Origin of the sequence: Streptomyces sp. Ru72 (assembly GCF_002920635.1) — a bacterium.
Taxonomy (GTDB): Bacteria; Actinomycetota; Actinomycetes; order Streptomycetales; family Streptomycetaceae; genus Streptomyces.
The window spans coordinates 76,281-94,900 of record NZ_PQSR01000006.1; the positions used below are offsets into that span (position 1 = coordinate 76,281).

Annotated in this window: 13 protein-coding genes; 10 read left to right on the top strand and 3 right to left on the bottom strand. The window is 71.7% G+C overall.

What is annotated here, in order from left to right; all coding sequences use genetic code 11:
- The first annotated feature begins 11 nt into the window (after nt 1–11).
- The 4 genes from C3488_RS04755 to C3488_RS04765 all read left to right on the top strand — a co-directional run bounded on the left by C3488_RS04755 (nt 12) and on the right by C3488_RS04765 (nt 4,381).
- On the top strand, nt 12–569 hold the full coding sequence (locus C3488_RS04755) for a hypothetical protein (protein ID WP_103838028.1): 558 nt from the start codon (nt 12–14) through the stop codon (nt 567–569).
- 190 nt (nt 570–759) lie between these two features.
- The gene (locus tag C3488_RS40390; protein WP_181138882.1) at nt 760–933 is read left to right on the top strand and encodes a hypothetical protein; all 174 of its coding nucleotides are present in this window, start codon (nt 760–762) and stop codon (nt 931–933) included.
- 158 nt (nt 934–1,091) lie between these two features.
- The gene (locus C3488_RS04760; RefSeq protein ID WP_103838029.1) at nt 1,092–4,136 is read left to right on the top strand and encodes a helix-turn-helix transcriptional regulator; all 3,045 of its coding nucleotides are present in this window, start codon (nt 1,092–1,094) and stop codon (nt 4,134–4,136) included.
- Between the two features lie 38 nt (nt 4,137–4,174).
- Nucleotides 4,175–4,381, top strand: coding sequence for a DUF6191 domain-containing protein (locus C3488_RS04765; RefSeq protein WP_103838030.1), 207 nt, complete (start codon nt 4,175–4,177; stop codon nt 4,379–4,381).
- Nucleotides 4,382–4,395: 14 nt separating this feature from the next.
- On the opposite strand, the gene C3488_RS04770 is transcribed toward C3488_RS04765, so the two are convergent.
- Nucleotides 4,396–5,553 (bottom strand): sorbosone dehydrogenase family protein, encoded by a 1,158-nt coding sequence (locus C3488_RS04770; RefSeq protein ID WP_103838031.1) that lies wholly within the window; start codon nt 5,551–5,553, stop codon nt 4,396–4,398.
- Nucleotides 5,554–5,672: 119 nt separating this feature from the next.
- The gene (locus tag C3488_RS04775; RefSeq protein ID WP_103838032.1) at nt 5,673–6,671 is read right to left on the bottom strand and encodes an aldo/keto reductase; all 999 of its coding nucleotides are present in this window, start codon (nt 6,669–6,671) and stop codon (nt 5,673–5,675) included.
- 74 nt (nt 6,672–6,745) lie between these two features.
- On the opposite strand from C3488_RS04775, the gene C3488_RS04780 reads away from it, so the two are divergent.
- The 6 genes from C3488_RS04780 (at nt 6,746) to serA (ending at nt 16,977) form a co-directional block, all read left to right on the top strand.
- Nucleotides 6,746–7,687 (top strand): 2-hydroxyacid dehydrogenase, encoded by a 942-nt coding sequence (locus tag C3488_RS04780; protein WP_103838033.1) that lies wholly within the window; start codon nt 6,746–6,748, stop codon nt 7,685–7,687.
- 547 nt (nt 7,688–8,234) lie between these two features.
- Complete coding sequence (locus tag C3488_RS04785) at nt 8,235–11,291, top strand: EAL domain-containing protein (protein ID WP_181138883.1); 3,057 nt, start codon at nt 8,235–8,237, stop codon at nt 11,289–11,291.
- Between the two features lie 341 nt (nt 11,292–11,632).
- Nucleotides 11,633–13,480 carry an acetolactate synthase large subunit gene (locus tag C3488_RS04790; protein ID WP_181138884.1) on the top strand — a complete coding sequence of 616 codons (1,848 nt, stop codon included), beginning with the start codon at nt 11,633–11,635 and terminating at the stop codon, nt 13,478–13,480.
- A 21-nt stretch (nt 13,481–13,501) separates the two neighbouring features.
- Nucleotides 13,502–14,029 (top strand): acetolactate synthase small subunit, encoded by a 528-nt coding sequence (gene ilvN, locus C3488_RS04795; protein WP_103838036.1) that lies wholly within the window; start codon nt 13,502–13,504, stop codon nt 14,027–14,029.
- Between the two features lie 118 nt (nt 14,030–14,147).
- Nucleotides 14,148–15,146, top strand: coding sequence for a ketol-acid reductoisomerase (gene ilvC / locus C3488_RS04800; protein WP_103838037.1), 999 nt, complete (start codon nt 14,148–14,150; stop codon nt 15,144–15,146).
- A gap of 241 nt (nt 15,147–15,387) precedes the next feature.
- Nucleotides 15,388–16,977: a phosphoglycerate dehydrogenase gene (gene serA / locus C3488_RS04805; RefSeq protein WP_103838038.1), complete on the top strand. Its 1,590-nt coding sequence runs from the start codon at nt 15,388–15,390 to the stop codon at nt 16,975–16,977.
- Between the two features lie 70 nt (nt 16,978–17,047).
- Here the strand turns inward: serA and C3488_RS04810 are convergent, their stop codons facing one another.
- A complete protein-coding gene (locus tag C3488_RS04810) occupies nt 17,048–18,592 on the bottom strand; it encodes an MFS transporter (RefSeq protein ID WP_103838039.1) in 1,545 nt (514 codons plus the stop codon).
- Nucleotides 18,593–18,620: the final 28 nt, after the last annotated feature.

Below are 18,620 nucleotides of genomic sequence, written 5' to 3' on the forward strand. Positions count from 1 at the left end.
CGGTGCGAGGCATGGGAACCAAGACAGTGGACGAGGCCAGGGCCGCGAGCGGCGTCGAGGCGACGAACGACGAGGAGAAGGCGGAGGTCACCAGGGCCGCCGAGGCGAGGGAGGCCGAGGCCACGGAGGCCGCCGAGGTCACGGAGGCCGACGGCGAGGTCGCGCCGCAGGGACCGTCCGGTATCGGCCAGGGCGCCGGGGCGGTCGTTTCGGCCGCGCTCGGCTTCGTCTCGCTCAGCGGCAGCTGGCTCGGCACCGTGGCCGGAGCGCGCCAGCAGCTCATCGGCCAGTTGCGGACCTCGTCCCAGGCGAGCGTCGCCAAGCAGATCAAGGCGGTCTACGGCGACGCATGGCACGCCACCGCGCTGTGGGGCGGCCTGTTCGCACTCGCCGCGCTGATCGTGGGCGTCGTGGTGCTGGCCCGGCCGGGGTTCGGGGCGCCCGGGAAGCCGCAGGCCGCGTGGATCAAGTCGGTGGCGTGGGGCGGTATCGCGCTGGGTGTCGTCGGCCTGTTCCTGGCCGTACTGAAGTACACGGACATCCTGCTCGGGCTGCCGTCCGCCAGTTGAGGCACGCGGTATGAGGGGTCTTGGGGCGTCTCCGGCACTCCCGCCGGGGCCCTAAGACCCCCTCTTCGCATCTAAGGCCCCTACCGAGCCGGAAGATGCGTAACTTTCCCGATGCGACGGACCCCCCTCGGAAACGAAGGTTGAGGCAGCGCAGAAGCGATGCGCACCACACCTTCCGAGGGGGACGCACATGTTCGCGTACGAGCTGCACAAGATCCGTTCCGCCCAGCTGATCCGCGAGGCCGACGACTACCGCCTCGTCCGCACGGCCCAGCGCCGCCGCCGGTCCGCCGACCACGCGGCCCGCCAGACCCGGTCCCATAGTTCCCGCCGGGGCCGGAGCGTCTTCACCCGCGCGGCGTGAACACGCGGCCGTGGGGGCACGGCTCCGCGGGCCCCGCGCTCCGGACGCACGCCGACCTCGCCCGACCCACCGCGGCGGCCGTCCCCGGACCACCGGGGGCGGCCGCTTCGCCGTCACCGGCGCGGATAATCGGTGCCGCTCTGTCAGTGCCTCGTGACATGCTCGGGGGCGTGGAGACCAGGTCCGTCAGCCCCGTTTTCGTCGGCCGCGACGAGGAGTTGGGGGCGTTGCACGACGCGTTCGCCCGCGCCGCGGCCGGGGAGCCCCAGGCGCTGCTCGTCGGGGGCGAGGCGGGCGTCGGCAAGACCCGGCTGCTGGAGGAGTTCACGGCGGCCGCGACCCGCCGGGACGCCGTCGTCGCACTCGGTGGCTGCGTCGAGATCGGCGCCGACGGGCTGCCCTTCGCGCCGTTCTCCACCGCCCTGCGCGCCCTGCGCCGACAGCTGCCCGAGGAACTCGCCGAGGCCGCCGCCGGCCAGGAGGAGGAGCTCGCCCGGCTGCTGCCCGAACTCGGCGAGGCACGCCGCGGGCCGCGGGACGACGAGGAGGGCATGGCCCGCCTCTTCGAGCTCACCGCCCGCCTGCTCGAGCGGATCGCCGCCCGCCGTACCGTCGTCCTCGCCCTGGAGGACCTGCACTGGGCCGACGCCTCCACCCGCCACCTGCTCGCCTACCTCCTGCGTACGCTGCGCAGCGGCCGTCTGGTCGTCGTCGCCACCTACCGCTCCGACGACATCCACCGCCGCCACCCGCTGCGCCCCCTCCTCGCCGAACTCGACCGCCTGCGCACCGTCCGCCGCATCGAGCTGGACCGGTTCAACCGCACCGAGGTCGAACGCCAGATAGCGGGCATCCTGGCCGCCGACCCCGACCCGGCCCAGGTCGACGACATCTTCGCCCGCTCCGACGGCAACGCGTTCTTCGTCGAGGAGCTGGCGGTCGCCGCCCAGGACGGCTGCTGCACCGGCCTCACCGACTCCCTGCGCGACCTCCTCCTGGTCCGTGTCGAGGCGCTGCCAGAGACCGCGCAGCGGGTCGCCCGGGCCGTCGCCGAGGGCGGCTCCACCGTCGAGTACCGCCTCCTCGCGGCCGTCGCCTCACTCGCCGAGGACGACCTCATCGAGGCCCTGCGTGCCGCCGTCGGCGCCAACATCCTCCTCGCCACCCCGGACGGGGACGGCTACCGCTTCCGCCACTCCCTGGTCCGCGAGGCCGTCAGCGACGACCTGCTCCCCGGCGAGCGCTCGCGTCTCAACCGGCGCTACGCCGAGGCACTGGAGGCCGACCCCACGCTCGTCCCCGCCGACCAGCGGGCCACCCGCCTGGCCAGCTACTGGTACCACGCGCACGACGCCGCCAAGGCCCTGCCCGCCGTCCTCGACGCCGCGGTGGAGGCCCGCCGCCGGCACGCCCACTCCGAACAACTGCGGCTCCTGGAGCGGGCGATGGAGCTGTGGGACCTCGCCCCCGACGACGTGCGGGCGGCCCTGCGGCCCGTGGACCACGCCGAGGTCTACCCTCCCTGCGGCTGCGACCCGGCGACCACACCCCTGCGCTACCTCGACCTGATGGCCGAGGCGGCCGTGGCGGGCCGGCTGTGCGGGGAGCGGGAGCGCGCCCTGAAGATCACGAGACGGGCCCTGCGCCTGCTGGAGGAGGATCCCGACCCCCTTCGCGCCGCCTGGTTCTGGGTGCAGCGCTCCCGCCTGGTGCAGAACACGGGCCGCGGCGACGGATGGAAGGAACTCGCCACGGCCCAGGAGCTGGTACGGGGTCTGCCGCCCTCGGAGGTGCACGCCGAGGTGCTCGCCATGGTCGCCGGCTGGTCGATGGTGCACGAGCCCGGCCCGGAAGCTTTTTCCGCCGCCGAGCGCGCCGTGGAGTACGCGCGCATGGTCGGCGCCCGTGACATAGAGCTCAACGCCCGCCTCACCCTGGGCGGCCTCCTGGTCGACGCGGGTGACATCGACACCGGGCTCGCCGAGATCTACGAGGTCAAGGAGCAGGCGGCCGCCCTCGGCGAGGCCTATGTCAGGGGCCGCCTGCATGTGAACCTGCCGTCCCACCTCGAAGGCATCGGCCGTTCCCGGGAGGCTGTCGAGGTGCTCCGCGAAGGCCTGGAGATCACCCGGAAGCTGGGGCTGACGGATTCCGAGGCCTGGGTGTGGGCCAACCTCGGCGAATCCCTCTACTCCCTGGGCCGCTGGGACGAGGCCGCCGAGGCCGGGCTCCACTCCGAGCGGGTCGGCCAGAGCGCCAAGCCCCGCGCCTTCCGGGCCACGATCCACGCGCACCTGGCGCTCGCCCGCGGCGACCTGGCCGAGGCGGGACGGCAGTTGGCCGCCGCCCGCGCACACTTGGGCACGCACGACAGCATGCCGCAGCACGAGCTGAGGCTGGAGCACGTCACCATCGGGATCGCCGCCGGCGAGGGCCGCCTCACCGACGCCCGCGCCGCCCTCGCCACCGCTCTGAGCAGGGGCTTTCCTCCCGGCACCCAGCGCTACGGCTGGCCGCTGCTGCTCGCCGCCGCCACCGCCGAGGCCGACGCACTGGGGCTTCCCGCCGCCGAGCCCGGCCGCGCCGAGACGCTCGAGCGGATCCGCGGCACCGCGAAGACACTCGCCGCGAACGTGCCGGTGTGGCAGGCGTACGCATGCTGGGTCCGCGCCGAACTGCTGCGCGCCGAGGGCCGTGGCGCACCGGACGTCTGGGCGGAGGCCGTGACCGCCTTCGAGCCACTGGACCGCCCCTACGACCTGGCCCGGGTCCGGCACCGGCTCGCCGAGTCCCTGCTGGCCCCGGGCGGCGACGAGGACGCGCGCGAGCGGGCCGCCGAGCTGCTGCGGCTGGCCGGGGCGGTGGCCGACCACCTCGGTGCCCGGCCGCTCGCCGACTCGGTCGCCCTCCTCGCCCGGCGCGCCCGCCTCACCCTCACCCGCGCCCCGGAACCGGCCGCGCTCGATCCCGCCGAGTCCCTGGGGCTGACCAACCGGGAGCGGGACGTGCTCCGCCTGGTCGCGATCGGCCGCAGCAACCGGCAGATAGCGGAGGAGCTGTTCATCTCCCCGAAGACCGCCAGCGTCCACGTCTCCAACATCCTGGCGAAGCTGGGTGTCGCGGGGCGGGGCGAGGCGGCGGCGGTGGCCCACCGGTTGCGGTTGTTCCCGGTCGAGGCGCCCCCTGTCCAGGCCGCGGGCTGAGGCTTACGCTGACGGGAATCCGGCCCCAGGGAGGCGCCGTGTTCAACATGTTCGAGGAACTGTTCGCGCCGGGCCGCAAACACACCCACGATGAGCAGAAGCGTCTGGAACTGACCCGGGTGGACGTCACGGACGGCGATCCGGGCCGTGGTCCCATCGACCTGGCGTCGGGCACGGTGGTCATACGCCTGCCGAAACCGGCTCCCGCCGAGCCCGATCCCGATCCCGAGCCCGACGAGGACTGAGCGGGACCGCCGGTCTACGAGACCTCCACCTCGAGAATCCGGTCGTCGGACGGCGACGGCTTGCCCCGGCCGTCCGTGTTGCTCGTCGTCAGCCACAGCTTGTCGCCGCCGGCCGCGACCACGGTGCGCAGACGGCCGTGGGCGCCGGTGAGGAACGCCTGCGGGGGCGCCGAGGTCTCCGTGCCCTTCAGCGGGATGCGCCACAGCCGCTGCCCGCGCAGCCCCGCCATCCAGATCGAGCCCTCGGCGTAGGCGATGCCGCTGGGGGAGGCCACGTCGGTGGGCCACTGGGCGATCGGGTTCTGGTACTGGGGGTCGCTCGACCTGCCCTCGGCGTCCGGCCAGCCGTAGTTGCCGCCCGGCTTGATCGCGTTCAGCTCGTCCCAGGTGTCCTGTCCGAACTCGGAGGCGTACAGCCGCTGCTTGTCGTCCCAGGCCAGGCCCTGCACGTTGCGGTGTCCGTACGAGTACACCACCGAGTTCCCGAAGGGGTTGCCGGGTGCGGGCTCGCCCTCGGGGGTCATGCGCAGGATCTTGCCGCCGAGCGAGTTCCGGTCCTGGGCCAGTCCCCGGTCGCCCGACTCGCCGGTGCCCGCGTACAGCATGCCGTCGGGGCCGAACGCGATACGGCCGCCGTTGTGGATGAAGCCCTTCGGGATGCCCTTGAACACGGTGTCCGGTGCGCCGAGCTGCTCACCGGCCGGCTTCCGCGGGTCGTACAGCATGCGGACGATGCGGTTGTCGGAGTCGGTCGTCAGGTAGGCGTAGACCAGGTGGTCCGAGGCGTGGTCCGGGGAGAGCGCGATGCCCAGCAGACCGCCCTCACCGTCGGCGGCGACGCCGGGCACCGTGCCCAGAAGGGTCTTCCGGCCGGTCCTGTCGTCGACCCGGGTGATCGTCCCGTCGTCACGGGAGGAGACCAGGAGCCCGCCGCCGGGCAGCGGAGCCAGGCCCCAGGGTGTCTTGAGGTGATCGGCGACCGTGCGCACCACCCGCACCGACCCCTTGGCAGGCGGTGTCTCTTCGGCGGTCCGCCCGGGGGACGACGGCGCCGCGGAGCCGGCCGAGGAACTCTCGCCACCACCCGGCGTGCCTCCGCCACCGGAGGAGCAGCCGACCGCCAGCAGCGCGGTCGCGGCCACCACGGCCGTCACCACTCGACGTCGCACCATCCGGGTCCCTCCGTCACGGGCCTTCCTCCCTTACCTACGCCTCGGACGCCTCTGGGGTTCCCACCGCCGGTCCTCCCGCCACCGACCGTCACCTTCCGGCCACCCGGTAGGGGATCCGTTCAGTCCCACGATCCCTGCGCCGCGGGCAGCCCCGCCAGTTCCGTCAGGTCCTCGGGGGTCAGCCGCAGCACGGAGGCCGCCGCGTTCTCCGTCACCCATCGCCGCTGTTTGGCGCCCGGGACCGGGATCACGTGGGAGCCCTGGGACAGCACCCAGGACAGGGCCACCTGGGCGGGGGTGACGGCGTCGCCGTGGCGGTGCGCCACCCGGCGCAGGCCCGCCACGATCGGCTGGTTCGCCGCCATCATCTCCGCGGTGAAGCGGGGATGCCTGGCCCGCAGGTCGTCCGGCTCGAAACCCTCGCCCGGGGTCAGCGTGCCGGTCAGGAAGCCGTTGCCGAGCGGCATCGCCGCCAGGAAGCCCACGCCACGCGCCGCGCACCACGGCAGCAGCGCGTCCAGCGCCTGAGGCGACCACACCGACAGCTCCGCCTCCACCGCGCTCACCGGGAACACCTGTTGCACGCGCTCCAGCTGCCGGATCGTTCCGTCGTACCGCCGCGCCCCGGTCCGCCGCCCGTCGCGCACCCCGACCGCACACAGCCCCAGTGCCCGTACCTTGCCCGCCCGTACCAGGTCCGCCATCGCGCCCCAGGTCTCCTCGACGGGCACCTCCGGGTCCGCGCGGTGCAACTGGTAGAGATCGATGACGTCCGTCTGCAGACGGCGCAGCGACGCGTCGCAGGCCCGCTTCACATACCCGGGGCGGCCGTTGGCCACGATGTGCTGCTCGCCCACCAGGAGCCCCACCTTGGTCGACACGAAGGCCTCGGCACGCCGCTCCTTCAGCACTCGGCCCACCAGCAGCTCGTTGGTGAACGGCCCGTACATGTCGGCGGTGTCCAGCAGTGTCACCCCCAGGTCGAGCGCCCGGTGGACCGTTCGCAGCGACTCGTCGCCCCGCTGCCGGGAGGTGGAGTACCCCCAGCTCATCGGCATGCACCCGAGTCCCACGGCCCCCACTTCGAGCGTCGTCGCGCCGATCGTCCTGCGCTCCACCTGGCCGTGTCCTCCTTTGCTGGCACCCCAAACTAACCAATGCGGCACCGGATCCTTGGCATAGCCTCCTGACCATGACCGACGACGTTTGGCTTCCGTTCCGCACCGACGAGATAGAGGGCCTCCCCGAGGGCCTGACCTACCACTACTGGGACGGCGGGCAGGACTTCCCCGCCGACCCCGCGGACTGCGTGTTCTACGCCGTGCCGTACATGAAGCGCCAGGACGTCAAGGCCCGGCCCCTGAAGCAGATGCGGAACCTGAAGGTCGTCCAGACGCTGACGGCAGGCGTCGACGACATCACCGCCCACCTGTCGTCCATCGTGCCGGGCGTGCGGCTGTGCAACGCGCGCGGAGTGCACGAGGCGAGCACGGCCGAACTCGCGCTCGCCCTGATCCTCGCCTCGCTGCGCGGCATCCCCGGCTTCGTACGGGCTCAAGCGGAGGAGCGCTGGCAGAGCGGGTTCCATCCGGCGCTCGCCGACAAGTCCGTCCTCATCGTCGGCTACGGCGCGATCGGTGCCGCCATCGAGGACCGGCTCGCGCCCTTTGAAGTCGCGCGGGTGGCGCGCGTCGCGCGCCGCGAGCGCAACACAGCGCGCGGCCTTGTGCATCCTCTCTCCCGATTGTCGGAACTTCTTCCCGACGCCGATGTCGTCGTCCTGGTCACCCCGCTCACCGAGGAGACGAAAGGCCTGGTCGACGCGGAGTTCCTGGCCCGCATGAAGGACGGGGCGCTGCTCGTCAACGTGGCGCGTGGCCCGATCGTCGACACCAAGGCCCTGCTGGCCGAGCTGGAGTCCCGCCGCATCACCGCCGCCCTGGACGTCACCGACCCCGAACCGCTGCCCGCAGGGCACCCCCTGTGGCATGCGCCGGGGGTGCTCATCAGCCCTCATGTCGGCGGCCCCACCTCGGCGTTCTGGCCCCGGGCCAAGCGTCTCCTCGGCTCTCAGCTGAACCGTTTCGCGCAGGGAGAACCGCTCGAGCACGTCGTGCTGACGACCGGCGGCTGAACCGGCGAGGCAGGCGCGGGCGACGGGGCCGGGCAGGCCCCGCGCACGGCCGGCGCGGCGCACGATTCGAGCCATCCCCGTCACCCGCGCACACGCCCGCCGGTGGTCGCACCACCGGCGCACACACCGCTTCCGGCGCACCTCCCGTCCGCTTCCGGTACGCTCCGCAGTCCCCCGAACGCGTTACGTACCCGCATTCCCCCTGGTCGTCACGGAGAGTAGAGGGACTATGTCCCTGAGTGACGAGACTGGTGTATCGTCCCCGACAGGGCTGCGCCGCGCACCGTTCGGCGCCGGGGACGGAACTTTCAGACATACGAGGGGGGCGACGGGCGATGCACGGCCTATGGACGAACGACCCGACGCGGCGCGGCCGCGGGCGACGACCCTGGCGGACCGCGACGCGCAGACGCGGTCACAGCGCTCACGGCAGCCGGCGTCACCACGCCGGCCACTGTCACCACCCCGGGGACGCCGGCCGCAAGAGGCACGCCCGCCCGGCACGACGGGCCCGGCGGGACCCGGCGCCACGGACCGGGAGGGACCGGTGAGGTCCCGGGGAGGGCTGCCGGCCCGCCGTCCGGCACCGGGCGGCCGGGCGAACCCGGCTCCGCAACTCGTCCTGGCCCTGGTGTGCGCGGGATACGCCGTCGGTTCCGCCGTCGACTGGGGCTCCCGGACCCTCGCGCTGATCATGGGCGACTTCGGGTTGAGCGCGGCGGCCGGCACCGCGTCGGTCTCCTGCCTGCTGTACGCCCGCAGCCGCCGCAGCCGCTTTCGACCGGCCTGGCTGCTCTTCGCCCTCTCCTCCGCCATGGCCGCGCTGGGCAACGGGGTCTGGGGCTGGTACGAGGTCGTTCTCGACCGCCCCGTCCCCTCGCCCAGCTGTGCCGACCTGTTCTTCCTCTGCTTCGCTCCACCCGCGATCGTAGGACTGCTCGTGCTCGCCAAAAGGCCCGTCACCAAGGCGGGTTGGGTATGCCTGGCGCTCGACGCGTGGCTGATCGGCGGCTCGTTGCTGACGCTGTCGTGGAGCCTCGCGCTCGCGCAGGCGGCCAAGTTCGACGGACCGAGCGTGGCGCACACCGCGCTGTCGCTCGCGTACCCGCTGCTGGACATCGCCCTGATCAGCATGGTGGTCGCCCTGCACCTCAGGCGCTCGGCGGTGAACCGCTCCGCGGTCAACACCGCCATCGGCGCACTCGCCCTGACCGTGCTGTGCGACGCCCTGTTCACCTCGCCGCTGCTGCACAGCAGCTACCACTCGGGCCAGTTGCTGGACGCGGGCTGGTTCTCCGGCTCGCTGCTCCTCGCCTACGCCCCCTGGGTCGGCGCCCGGCCCGGCCGAACGGACGACAAGCACGCGCGCGTGGTGCACGAACACGTCCCGGAGCAGCGGCACAGCGAACCCCGGGCCACCGGCCACGAGGAAGGGCGCCGGGGCCACGACCCGGCCCCCGGGCTCCCGCAGAGCCCGGCCCACGACCGGTACCCGGCCTCACCTCCGCCGGACGCCGACCACGACCGGAACCGGGCCACGCGCCCGATCGCCGGATCGCTGGCCGCCCTCACGCCCTACCTGGCCGCCGCGGTCTGCACGCTGGGGATCCTCTACAACGTCCTCAACGGCCACAGCGTCGACCGCGTGGTGCTCATCACCGCGGGCGCGGTCGTCCTCGCGCTCGTCGTGCGCCAGGGCATCATGCTGCTCGAGAACATCACGCTCACCCAGGAACTGGCGCAGAAGGAGAACCACTTCCGCTCCCTGGTGCAGGGCTCCAGCGACGTCATCATGATCGCCGCGCCCGACGGCATCCTGGAGTACGTCTCCCCGGCCGCCGCCGGCGTCTACGGCCGGCCCGCCGAGGAACTCGTCGGGACGGAACTCGCCGCGCTCATCCACCCCGACGACCTGGGGTGCGTGGTGCACGAGGTGCGGCGTTTCCTCGCCGCCAGCCACACCCAGGAACCGACCACTCGCATCGAGTGCCGCTTCCGCTCCGGCGACGGCGGCTGGCTCAACGTGGAGTCCACCGTCAACCGCCACCAGGGCGGCCTCATCTTCAACAGCCGGGACGTGACCGAGCGGGTGCGCCTGCAGGCACAGCTGCAGCACAGCGCCGAGCACGACCCGCTCACCGACCTGCCCAACCGCGCCCTGTTCACCAAGCGGGTCCAGCAGGCCCTCTCCGGCCGCCGCTCCTCCGACCGCGGCACCGCCGTCCTGTTCATCGACCTCGACGGCTTCAAGGCCGTCAACGACACCATCGGGCACCAGGCGGGCGACGAGCTCCTGGTCCAGGCCGCCCGCAGGCTCCAGGAGTCGGTGCGGCAGGGCGACACCGCCGCGCGCCTCGGCGGCGACGAGTTCGCGGCCCTCATCGTCGGCGACGGCACCCGTGACCGCACAGCGCGCGAGAGGCACATCCTCGAACTCGCCGACCGGCTCAGGGTCACCCTCTCCCAGCCGTACGACATCGACGGCAACGATGTCCGGGTGGCCGCCTCCATCGGCGTGGCCTTCGCCGAGCCGGGCCTCGGCGCCGGGGAGCTCCTGCGCAACGCCGACCTCGCCATGTACCGCGCCAAGGCCGCCGGCAAGGGCCGCGTGGAGCTGTACAGGCCCCAGATGCAGCAGGACGTCGTCCGCAAGGCCGAGCTGGCCACCCGGCTGCGGGCCGCGCTCGACGACGGCGAGTTCACCCTGCTGCACCAACCCGTGGTGTCGCTGGAGGACGGCCGGATCGCGTCCGTCAGCGCCCGGGCACGCTGGCGGTCCTCCCAGGGCGTGCTCTTCACACCCGACGAGTTCCTGCGCGTCCCGGAGGACAGCGACAAGGCCGCCGAGCTGGGCCGCTGGATCCTCGAGGAGGCCGTACGGCAGGCCGCCGAGCGCGCCGCCGACGGGCTCGCCGTACCCGTCGCCGTCCGGGTGAGCGCCCGCCGGCTGCTCGACCGCTCCCTGCCGCTCGGTTCCATCGAGGCCCTGCTCACCCGGCACGGTCTGGCGTCCGGCGCTCTGATGATCGAGCTCTCCGGCATCGATCCCCGCATCTCGCTGGAGGAGCTGGAGCGCAGACTCGGCAACCTCCGGCGGATCGGCGTCCGTATCGCCCTGGACGGCCTCGGCAGCGGCTATGCGGCCATCGTGGCGCTGCGCCGGCTCCCCCTCGACGTCCTCAAGCTGGACCGGAACCTCGTCGAGGGGGTCGTCGAGTCCGCCCGGCTGCACAAGATCACGGGTGGGCTGCTGCGCATCGCCGGCGACCTGGGCCTCACCTCCGTAGCCGACGGGGTGGACCTGCCCGAACAGGTCGTCGCTCTGCGCGCCATGGGCTGCACGCACGGTCAGGGCATGGCATTCTCGGGCGCACTGGACGAGTACCGGCTTCGCCGGGCGCTCACCGCCGGCCACTACCCGGTGCCGCTCGGCCCGGCGGAACCGGCCTTCGCGGGCGGAGTGAGAGAGCCGAAGGAGCGCGTCGGTGTGGACGGCGCATGGGGGTCCCCCCGCTCGAGCGAAGCCGAGAGCGGGGGAGGGCGGAGGCCCGAAGGGCTGAGCACGGTCGTGGCCCCGACACCCACGGGTGCGCCCCGTGGGTGAACGGGCCATGGGGAGGGTCGCGGGGGCGTGCACCAGTGGCGTGCCTGCCGTTTCCGGAGGCGGGACGGGCCTACGCTCACATAATGAGACTCCCGTCCCACCCACTTGACAGTGATGCCGTGCCGGGGGGAGGGTCTGTGCCATGCGCACCCGAATTCTCGTACTTGGACAGCGCGTCGGCTGAGCTGGGACCCACCGGGCACGAACCGGAAAACCCAGCGACCACACCCGGCGCGCTCCCCTCGCTTGCCTCATGGCACGAGGGGTTTTTTGTTGCACAGGCACCAGCCGAACAACGCCCGAACCTCGCCAAAACCCTCAGCATCGAGAAGAGAATGCCGATGACCGAGCAGGCCACCGGGGCCCCTCACCCGCAGCCGCGGCCCCGATCCGGAGGACAGCAGTCCGCGCCCGAGCACGTCACGGGTGCGCAGTCCCTCATCCGCTCTCTCGAGGAGGTCGGCGCCGACACGGTATTCGGCATTCCGGGTGGTGCCATCCTTCCGGCGTACGACCCGCTGATGGACTCCACGCGGGTGCGTCACGTGCTGGTGCGGCACGAGCAGGGCGCGGGCCACGCGGCCACCGGCTACGCCCAGGCCACCGGCAAGGTCGGCGTCTGCATGGCGACCTCGGGACCCGGGGCCACCAACCTGGTGACCCCGATCGCGGACGCCCACATGGACTCGGTGCCGCTGGTCGCGATCACCGGCCAGGTCGCCTCCAAGGCGATCGGCACCGACGCCTTCCAGGAGGCGGACATCGTCGGCATCACGATGCCGATCACCAAGCACAACTTCCTGGTCACCAAGGCGGAGGACATCCCGCGGGTGATCGCGCAGGCGTTCCACATCGCCTCGACCGGCCGCCCCGGCCCGGTCCTGGTCGACATCGCCAAGGACGCCCTCCAGGCGCGGACCACCTTCTCCTGGCCGCCGGTGATGGACCTGCCCGGCTACCGCCCGGTGACCAAGCCGCACGCCAAGCAGATCCGCGAGGCCGCCAAGCTGATCACCTCCGCCAGGCGGCCCGTCCTGTACGTCGGCGGCGGCGTCCTCAAGGCGCAGGCCACCGCCGAACTGAAGGTCCTCGCGGAGCTGACCGGGGCCCCCGTCACCACCACTTTGATGGCGCTCGGCGCGTTCCCCGACAGCCACCCGCAGCACCTGGGCATGCCCGGCATGCACGGTTCCGTGGCCGCCGTCACCGCCCTGCAGAAGGCCGATCTGATCGTCGCCCTCGGCGCCCGCTTCGACGACCGCGTCACCGGCAAGCTGGACAGCTTCGCCCCGTACGCGAAGATCGTCCACGCGGACATCGACCCCGCCGAGATCGGCAAGAACCGCGCCGCCGACGTGCCGATCGTCGGGGACGCACGTGAGGTCATCGCCGACCTGATCCAGGCCGTGCAGAGGGAGCACAGCGAGGGCCACCAGGGTGACTACACCGCCTGGTGGAACGACCTGAACCGCTGGCGCGAGACCTACCCGCTCGGCTACGACCTGCCCGAGAACGGCACGCTCTCCCCGCAGCAGGTCATCGAGCGCATCGGGCAGCTCGCGCCGCAGGGCACGATCTTCGCCGCGGGCGTCGGCCAGCACCAGATGTGGGCCGCGCACTTCATCCAGTACGAGAAGCCCGCGACCTGGCTGAACTCCGGCGGCGCCGGAACCATGGGCTACGCCGTCCCGGCCGCGATGGGCGCGAAGGCCGGCGCCCCGGACCGTACGGTCTGGGCGATCGACGGCGACGGCTGCTTCCAGATGACCAATCAGGAGCTGACCACCTGCGCCCTGAACAACATCCCGATCAAGGTCGCCATCATCAACAACGGCGCCCTCGGGATGGTCCGCCAGTGGCAGACCCTCTTCTACAACCAGCGGTACTCCAACACGGTGCTGCACTCCGGCCCCGAGGACGTCGACCCGGCGGCCAGGGGAACCCGCGTCCCCGACTTCGTGAAGCTGTCGGAGGCCATGGGCTGCTACGCCATCCGCTGCGAGTCCCCGGACGACCTGGACAAGGTCATCGAAGAGGCGAACTCCATCAACGACCGCCCCGTCGTCGTCGACTTCATCGTCCACGAGGACGCGATGGTGTGGCCGATGGTCGCCGCCGGCACCTCCAACGACGAGATCATGGCCGCCCGGGACGTCCGCCCCGACTTCGGCGACAACGAGGACGACTGAGAGAGAGCTGAGTCGAGAACCATGTCCACCAAGCACACCCTCTCCGTCCTGGTCGAGAACACCCCCGGCATCCTCGCCCGGATCGCCGCCCTGTTCTCCCGCCGCGGCTTCAACATCGACTCCCTCGCGGTCGGTGTCACCGAGCACCCCGACATCTCCCGCATCACCATCGTGGTGAACGTCGAGGACCTGCCCCTGGAGCAGGTGACGAAGCAGCTCAACAAGCTCGTCAACGTGCTGAAGATCGTCGAGCTGGAGCCGTCGCAGGCCGTTCAGCGTGAACTCGTTCTGGTGAAGGTGCGCGCCGACAACGAGACGCGCTCCCAGATCGTCGAGATCGTCCAGCTGTTCCGCGCCAAGACGGTCGACGTCTCCCCGGAGGCCGTCACCATCGAGGCCACCGGGTCCAGCGACAAGCTGTCGGCGATGCTCAAGATGCTGGAGCCGTACGGCATCAAGGAGCTCGTCCAGTCCGGCACGATCGCGATCGGCCGCGGCGCCCGTTCGATCACGGACCGGTCGCTGCGAGCCCTGGACCGGTCGGCGTAAGAAGGTGTCCGGGCGGCCGGGGCACACCGGCCGCCCGTATGCCGAGACCCCGAAACTTCCCTTCCGCCCGCCGTCATACGGTGGGACGCAACACCTGCACTCAAGGAGAGAACCCAAAGTGGCCGAGCTGTTCTACGACGCTGACGCCGACCTGTCCATCATCCAGGGCCGCAAGGTCGCGGTCATCGGCTACGGCAGCCAGGGCCACGCCCACGCGCTGTCGCTGCGTGACTCGGGTGTCGACGTCCGTGTCGGTCTGCACGAGGGCTCGAAGTCCAAGGCGAAGGCCGAGGAGCAGGGCCTGCGCGTGGTGACCCCGTCGGAGGCCGCCGCCGAGGCCGACGTCATCATGATCCTGGTGCCGGACCCGATCCAGGCCCAGGTCTACGAGGAGTCCATCGCCCCGAACCTGAAGGACGGCGACGCGCTGTTCTTCGGCCACGGCTTCAACATCCGCTTCGGCTTCATCAAGCCCCCGGCCGGCGTGGACGTCTGCATGGTCGCCCCGAAGGGCCCGGGTCACCTGGTGCGCCGCCAGTACGAGGAGGGCCGCGGCGTTCCGTGCATCGCGGCCGTCGAGCAGGACGCCTCGGGCAACGCGTTCGCGCTGGCCCTGTCGTACGCCAAGGGCATCGGCGGCACCCGCGCCGGCGTCATCAAGACGACCTTCACCGAGGAGACCGAGACCGACCTGTTCGGCGAGCAGGCCGTCCTGTGCGGTGGCACCGCGGCGCTGGTGAAGGCGGGCTTCGAGACGCTGACCGAGGCGGGCTACCAGCCGGAGATCGCCTACTTCGAGTGCCTGCACGAGCTGAAGCTGATCGTCGACCTCATGTACGAGGGCGGCCTGGAGAAGATGCGCTGGTCGATCTCCGAGACCGCCGAGTGGGGCGACTACGTCACCGGCCCGCGCATCATCACCGACGCCACCAAGGCCGAGATGAAGAAGGTCCTCGCCGAGATCCAGGACGGCTCCTTCGCCCAGGCCTGGATGGACGAGTACCACGGCGGTCTGAAGAAGTACAACGAGTACAAGAAGCAGGACTCCGAGCACCTGCTGGAGACCACCGGCAAGCAGCTGCGCAAGCTCATGTCGTGGGTGAACGAGGAGGCGTGACCTCTGATGCGGCGGTGCCCTTTGCCGGGGGCGCCGCCGCATTATTCTTGTTGTCCACACCGGCCAGCCACGTCCGGGTGATCCTTCCGCGCAGGCGCAATACGCCCCTCGCCGCGCCACTAGACTGCTGCACAACAATCGCGTCAGGCCCACAGCGTCGTGCGTCTTCCACGCGGCAAGCACCCCTCCACCGCCAGCGGCCGTCGGGACGGCCGTCCGCATTGGACATGTGAGGACTCACGTGAGCTCGAAACCCGTCGTACTCATCGCTGAAGAGCTGTCGCCCGCGACCGTCGACGCCCTCGGCCCCGACTTCGAGATCCGCCACTGCAACGGCGCCGACCGGGCGGAGCTGCTGCCCGCGATCGCCGACGTCGACGCCATCCTGATCCGCTCCGCGACGAAGGTCGACGCCGAGGCCATCGCCGCGGCGAAGAAGCTGAAGGTCGTCGCGCGGGCCGGCGTCGGCCTGGACAACGTGGACGTCTCCGCCGCCACCAAGGCCGGCGTGATGGTCGTCAACGCCCCCACCTCGAACATCGTGACCGCGGCCGAACTGGCCTGCGGTCTGATCATTTCCACCGCCCGCAACATCCCGCAGGCCAACGCGGCGCTGAAGAACGGCGAGTGGAAGCGCAGCAAGTACACCGGCGTCGAGCTCGCCGAGAAGACCCTCGGCGTCGTCGGCCTCGGCCGCATCGGCGCGCTGGTCGCCCAGCGCATGTCCGCGTTCGGCATGAAGGTCGTCGCCTACGACCCCTACGTCCAGCCTGCCCGGGCCGCGCAGATGGGCGTGAAGGTGCTGTCCCTGGACGAGCTGCTCGAGGTCGCCGACTTCATCACCGTCCACCTGCCGAAGACCCCCGAGACGCTCGGCCTGATCGGCTCCGAGGCGCTGCACAAGGTCAAGCCGAGTGTGCGCGTCATCAACGCCGCGCGCGGCGGGATCGTCGACGAGGAGGCGCTGTACTCGGCGCTCAAGGAGGGCCGCGTCGCCGGTGCCGGCCTCGACGTGTACGCGAAGGAGCCGTGCACGGACTCCCCGCTGTTCGAGCTCGACCAGGTCGTCTGCACCCCGCACCTCGGCGCCTCCACCGACGAGGCGCAGGAGAAGGCGGGCATCGCGGTCGCCAGGTCGGTGCGCCTGGCGCTCGCCGGCGAGCTGGTGCCGGACGCGGTGAACGTCCAGGGCGGTGTCATCGCCGAGGACGTCAAGCCGGGTCTGCCGCTCGCCGAGAAGCTCGGCCGCATCTTCACCGCGCTCGCGGGCGAGGTCGCGGTCCGGCTCGACGTCGAGGTGTACGGCGAGATCACCCAGCACGACGTCAAGGTGCTCGAACTGTCCGCGCTCAAGGGCGTGTTCGAGGACGTCGTGGACGAGACGGTGTCGTACGTGAACGCCCCGCTGTTCGCTCAGGAGCGCGGTGTCGAGGTGCGCCTGACCACCAGCTCGGAGGCCACTGACCACCGCAACGTGGTCACCGTCCGCGGCACGCTCGCCGACGGCGAGGAGGTCTCGGTGTCCGGCACGCTGGCCGGCCCGAAGCACCACCAGAAGATCGTGGCGGTGGGCGACTACGACGTGGACCTGTCGCTCGCCGACCACATGATCGTGCTCCGCTACACCGACCGTCCCGGTGTGGTCGGCACCGTCGGCCGCATCCTCGGCGAGGCCGGCATCAACATCGCGGGCATGCAGGTGGCCCGTGACATCGCCGGCGGCGAGGCCCTCGCGGTCCTCACGGTCGACGACACGGTGCCGCAGAACGTGCTGACGGAGGTCGCGGAGGAGATCGGCGCGACGTCCGCCCGCTCGGTGAACCTGGTCTGACAGCCGTACGCACGAAAGCCGGGGCCCGGCCACCTCAGGGTGGCCGGGCCCCGGCTCGTTTCCCGATCCGTCACTCCCCGGTGTCACGCACGTGGATCCGGCGCAGGCTCGTCGTCGCCAGTGCCGCCGCCCCCGCCAGGACCACCGCCCCGGCGATCGCGGCCCCGTGCATCCCGCTGGTGAACGCCTCCCGCGCCGCGGCCAGCAGTTCCGCTCCCGCCCGGCCCGGCATCCCGTGGGCCACCGCGAGCGCGCCGCCCAGCGTTTCGCGGGCCGGGGACGGGGCGGAGGCCGGGATCTCGTGGCGGTAGACCGCCGTACCGATCGAGCCCAGGACCGCCATCCCCAGTGCGCCGCCGAACTCCGCGCCGGTCTCCAGGAGGGAGGACGCGGAGCCCGCCCGCTCGACCGGGGCCGCGCTCATCGCGAGATCCGTCATCTGGGAGATGGCGATGACGATCCCGGAGGCGAGGACGCCGCAGGCCGCGAGCACCAGCCAGAGGGAGTCGGTGCCGGCGAGGACGAGCATTCCGTAGCCGGCCGCGGCGATGGTGAACCCGGTCGTGACGACGTAGGCGCGGTTGACGCCCTTCTGCACCAGCCGGGTGGCGATCGGCGCCGCCATGCCGATCGGCACGGAGGGGAGCAGCGCCCACAGCGCCGCCTCCATCGCGCTCTTGCCGAGCACCGACTGCAGGTACTGCGTGGTGAAGAAGGCCGAGCCCATCATCCCGAAGGACGAGATCAGGTTGAGGACCACCGCGGGAGCGAAGCCCCGGCCCCGGAACAGGGCGGGGGAGATCATCGGTGAGGCCGCGGTGCGCTGACGGTGCACGAACAGTGCCGCGAACAGCAGGCCCACCGTCACCGCCAGCACGTACTGGACGTGCCATCCCTCGGCCGGTATCTCCTTCAGGCCGTAGATCACCGGCAGGACCGCCGCCATCGACAGCGGCACGCTGAGCAGGTCGAAGCGGCCGGGCTCCGGGTTCTTCGACTCGGGGAGCAGGAACGGACCGAGGATGAGCAGCAGGACCATCGCGGGAAGGTTCACCAGGAAGACCGAGCCCCACCAGAAGTACTCGACGAGGACGCCGCTCATCACGGAGCCGAGCGCGACGCCGGCCGTCATGACGCCGGACCACAGGCCGATCGCCTTCGCGCGCTGACCGGGGTCGGTGAACATCGTGCGGATCAGGGCCATCGTCGCCGGCATGAGGGTGGCGCCGCCGATGCCGAGCACGGCACGGGCCGCGATCAGGGTCTCGGCGCTGTCGGCGTAGGCCGCCAGCAGTGAGGCGCCCCCGAAGGCGGTGGCCCCGAGGAGCAGCAGCCTGCGGCGGCCGATGCGGTCGCCGAGCGAGCCCATCGTCATCAGCAGCCCGGCGAGCACGAAGGCGTAGATGTCGAAGATCCACAGCTGCTGGGCGGCGCTCGGCTCCAGGTCCGCGCTGATCGCGGGGATCGCGAAGTAGAGGACCGAGACGTCCATCGAGACCAGCAGCAGCGGAAGCATCAGGACGCCCAGGGCGGTCCATTCACGGCGGCCGGCACGCGGTCCGGCGGGCGGTCCGGCGGGCGGTGCGGTCGTGGTCGTGCTCGTCGGGTTCGTCATGCCAGGAACTGTACGAGCGTCTTAAACG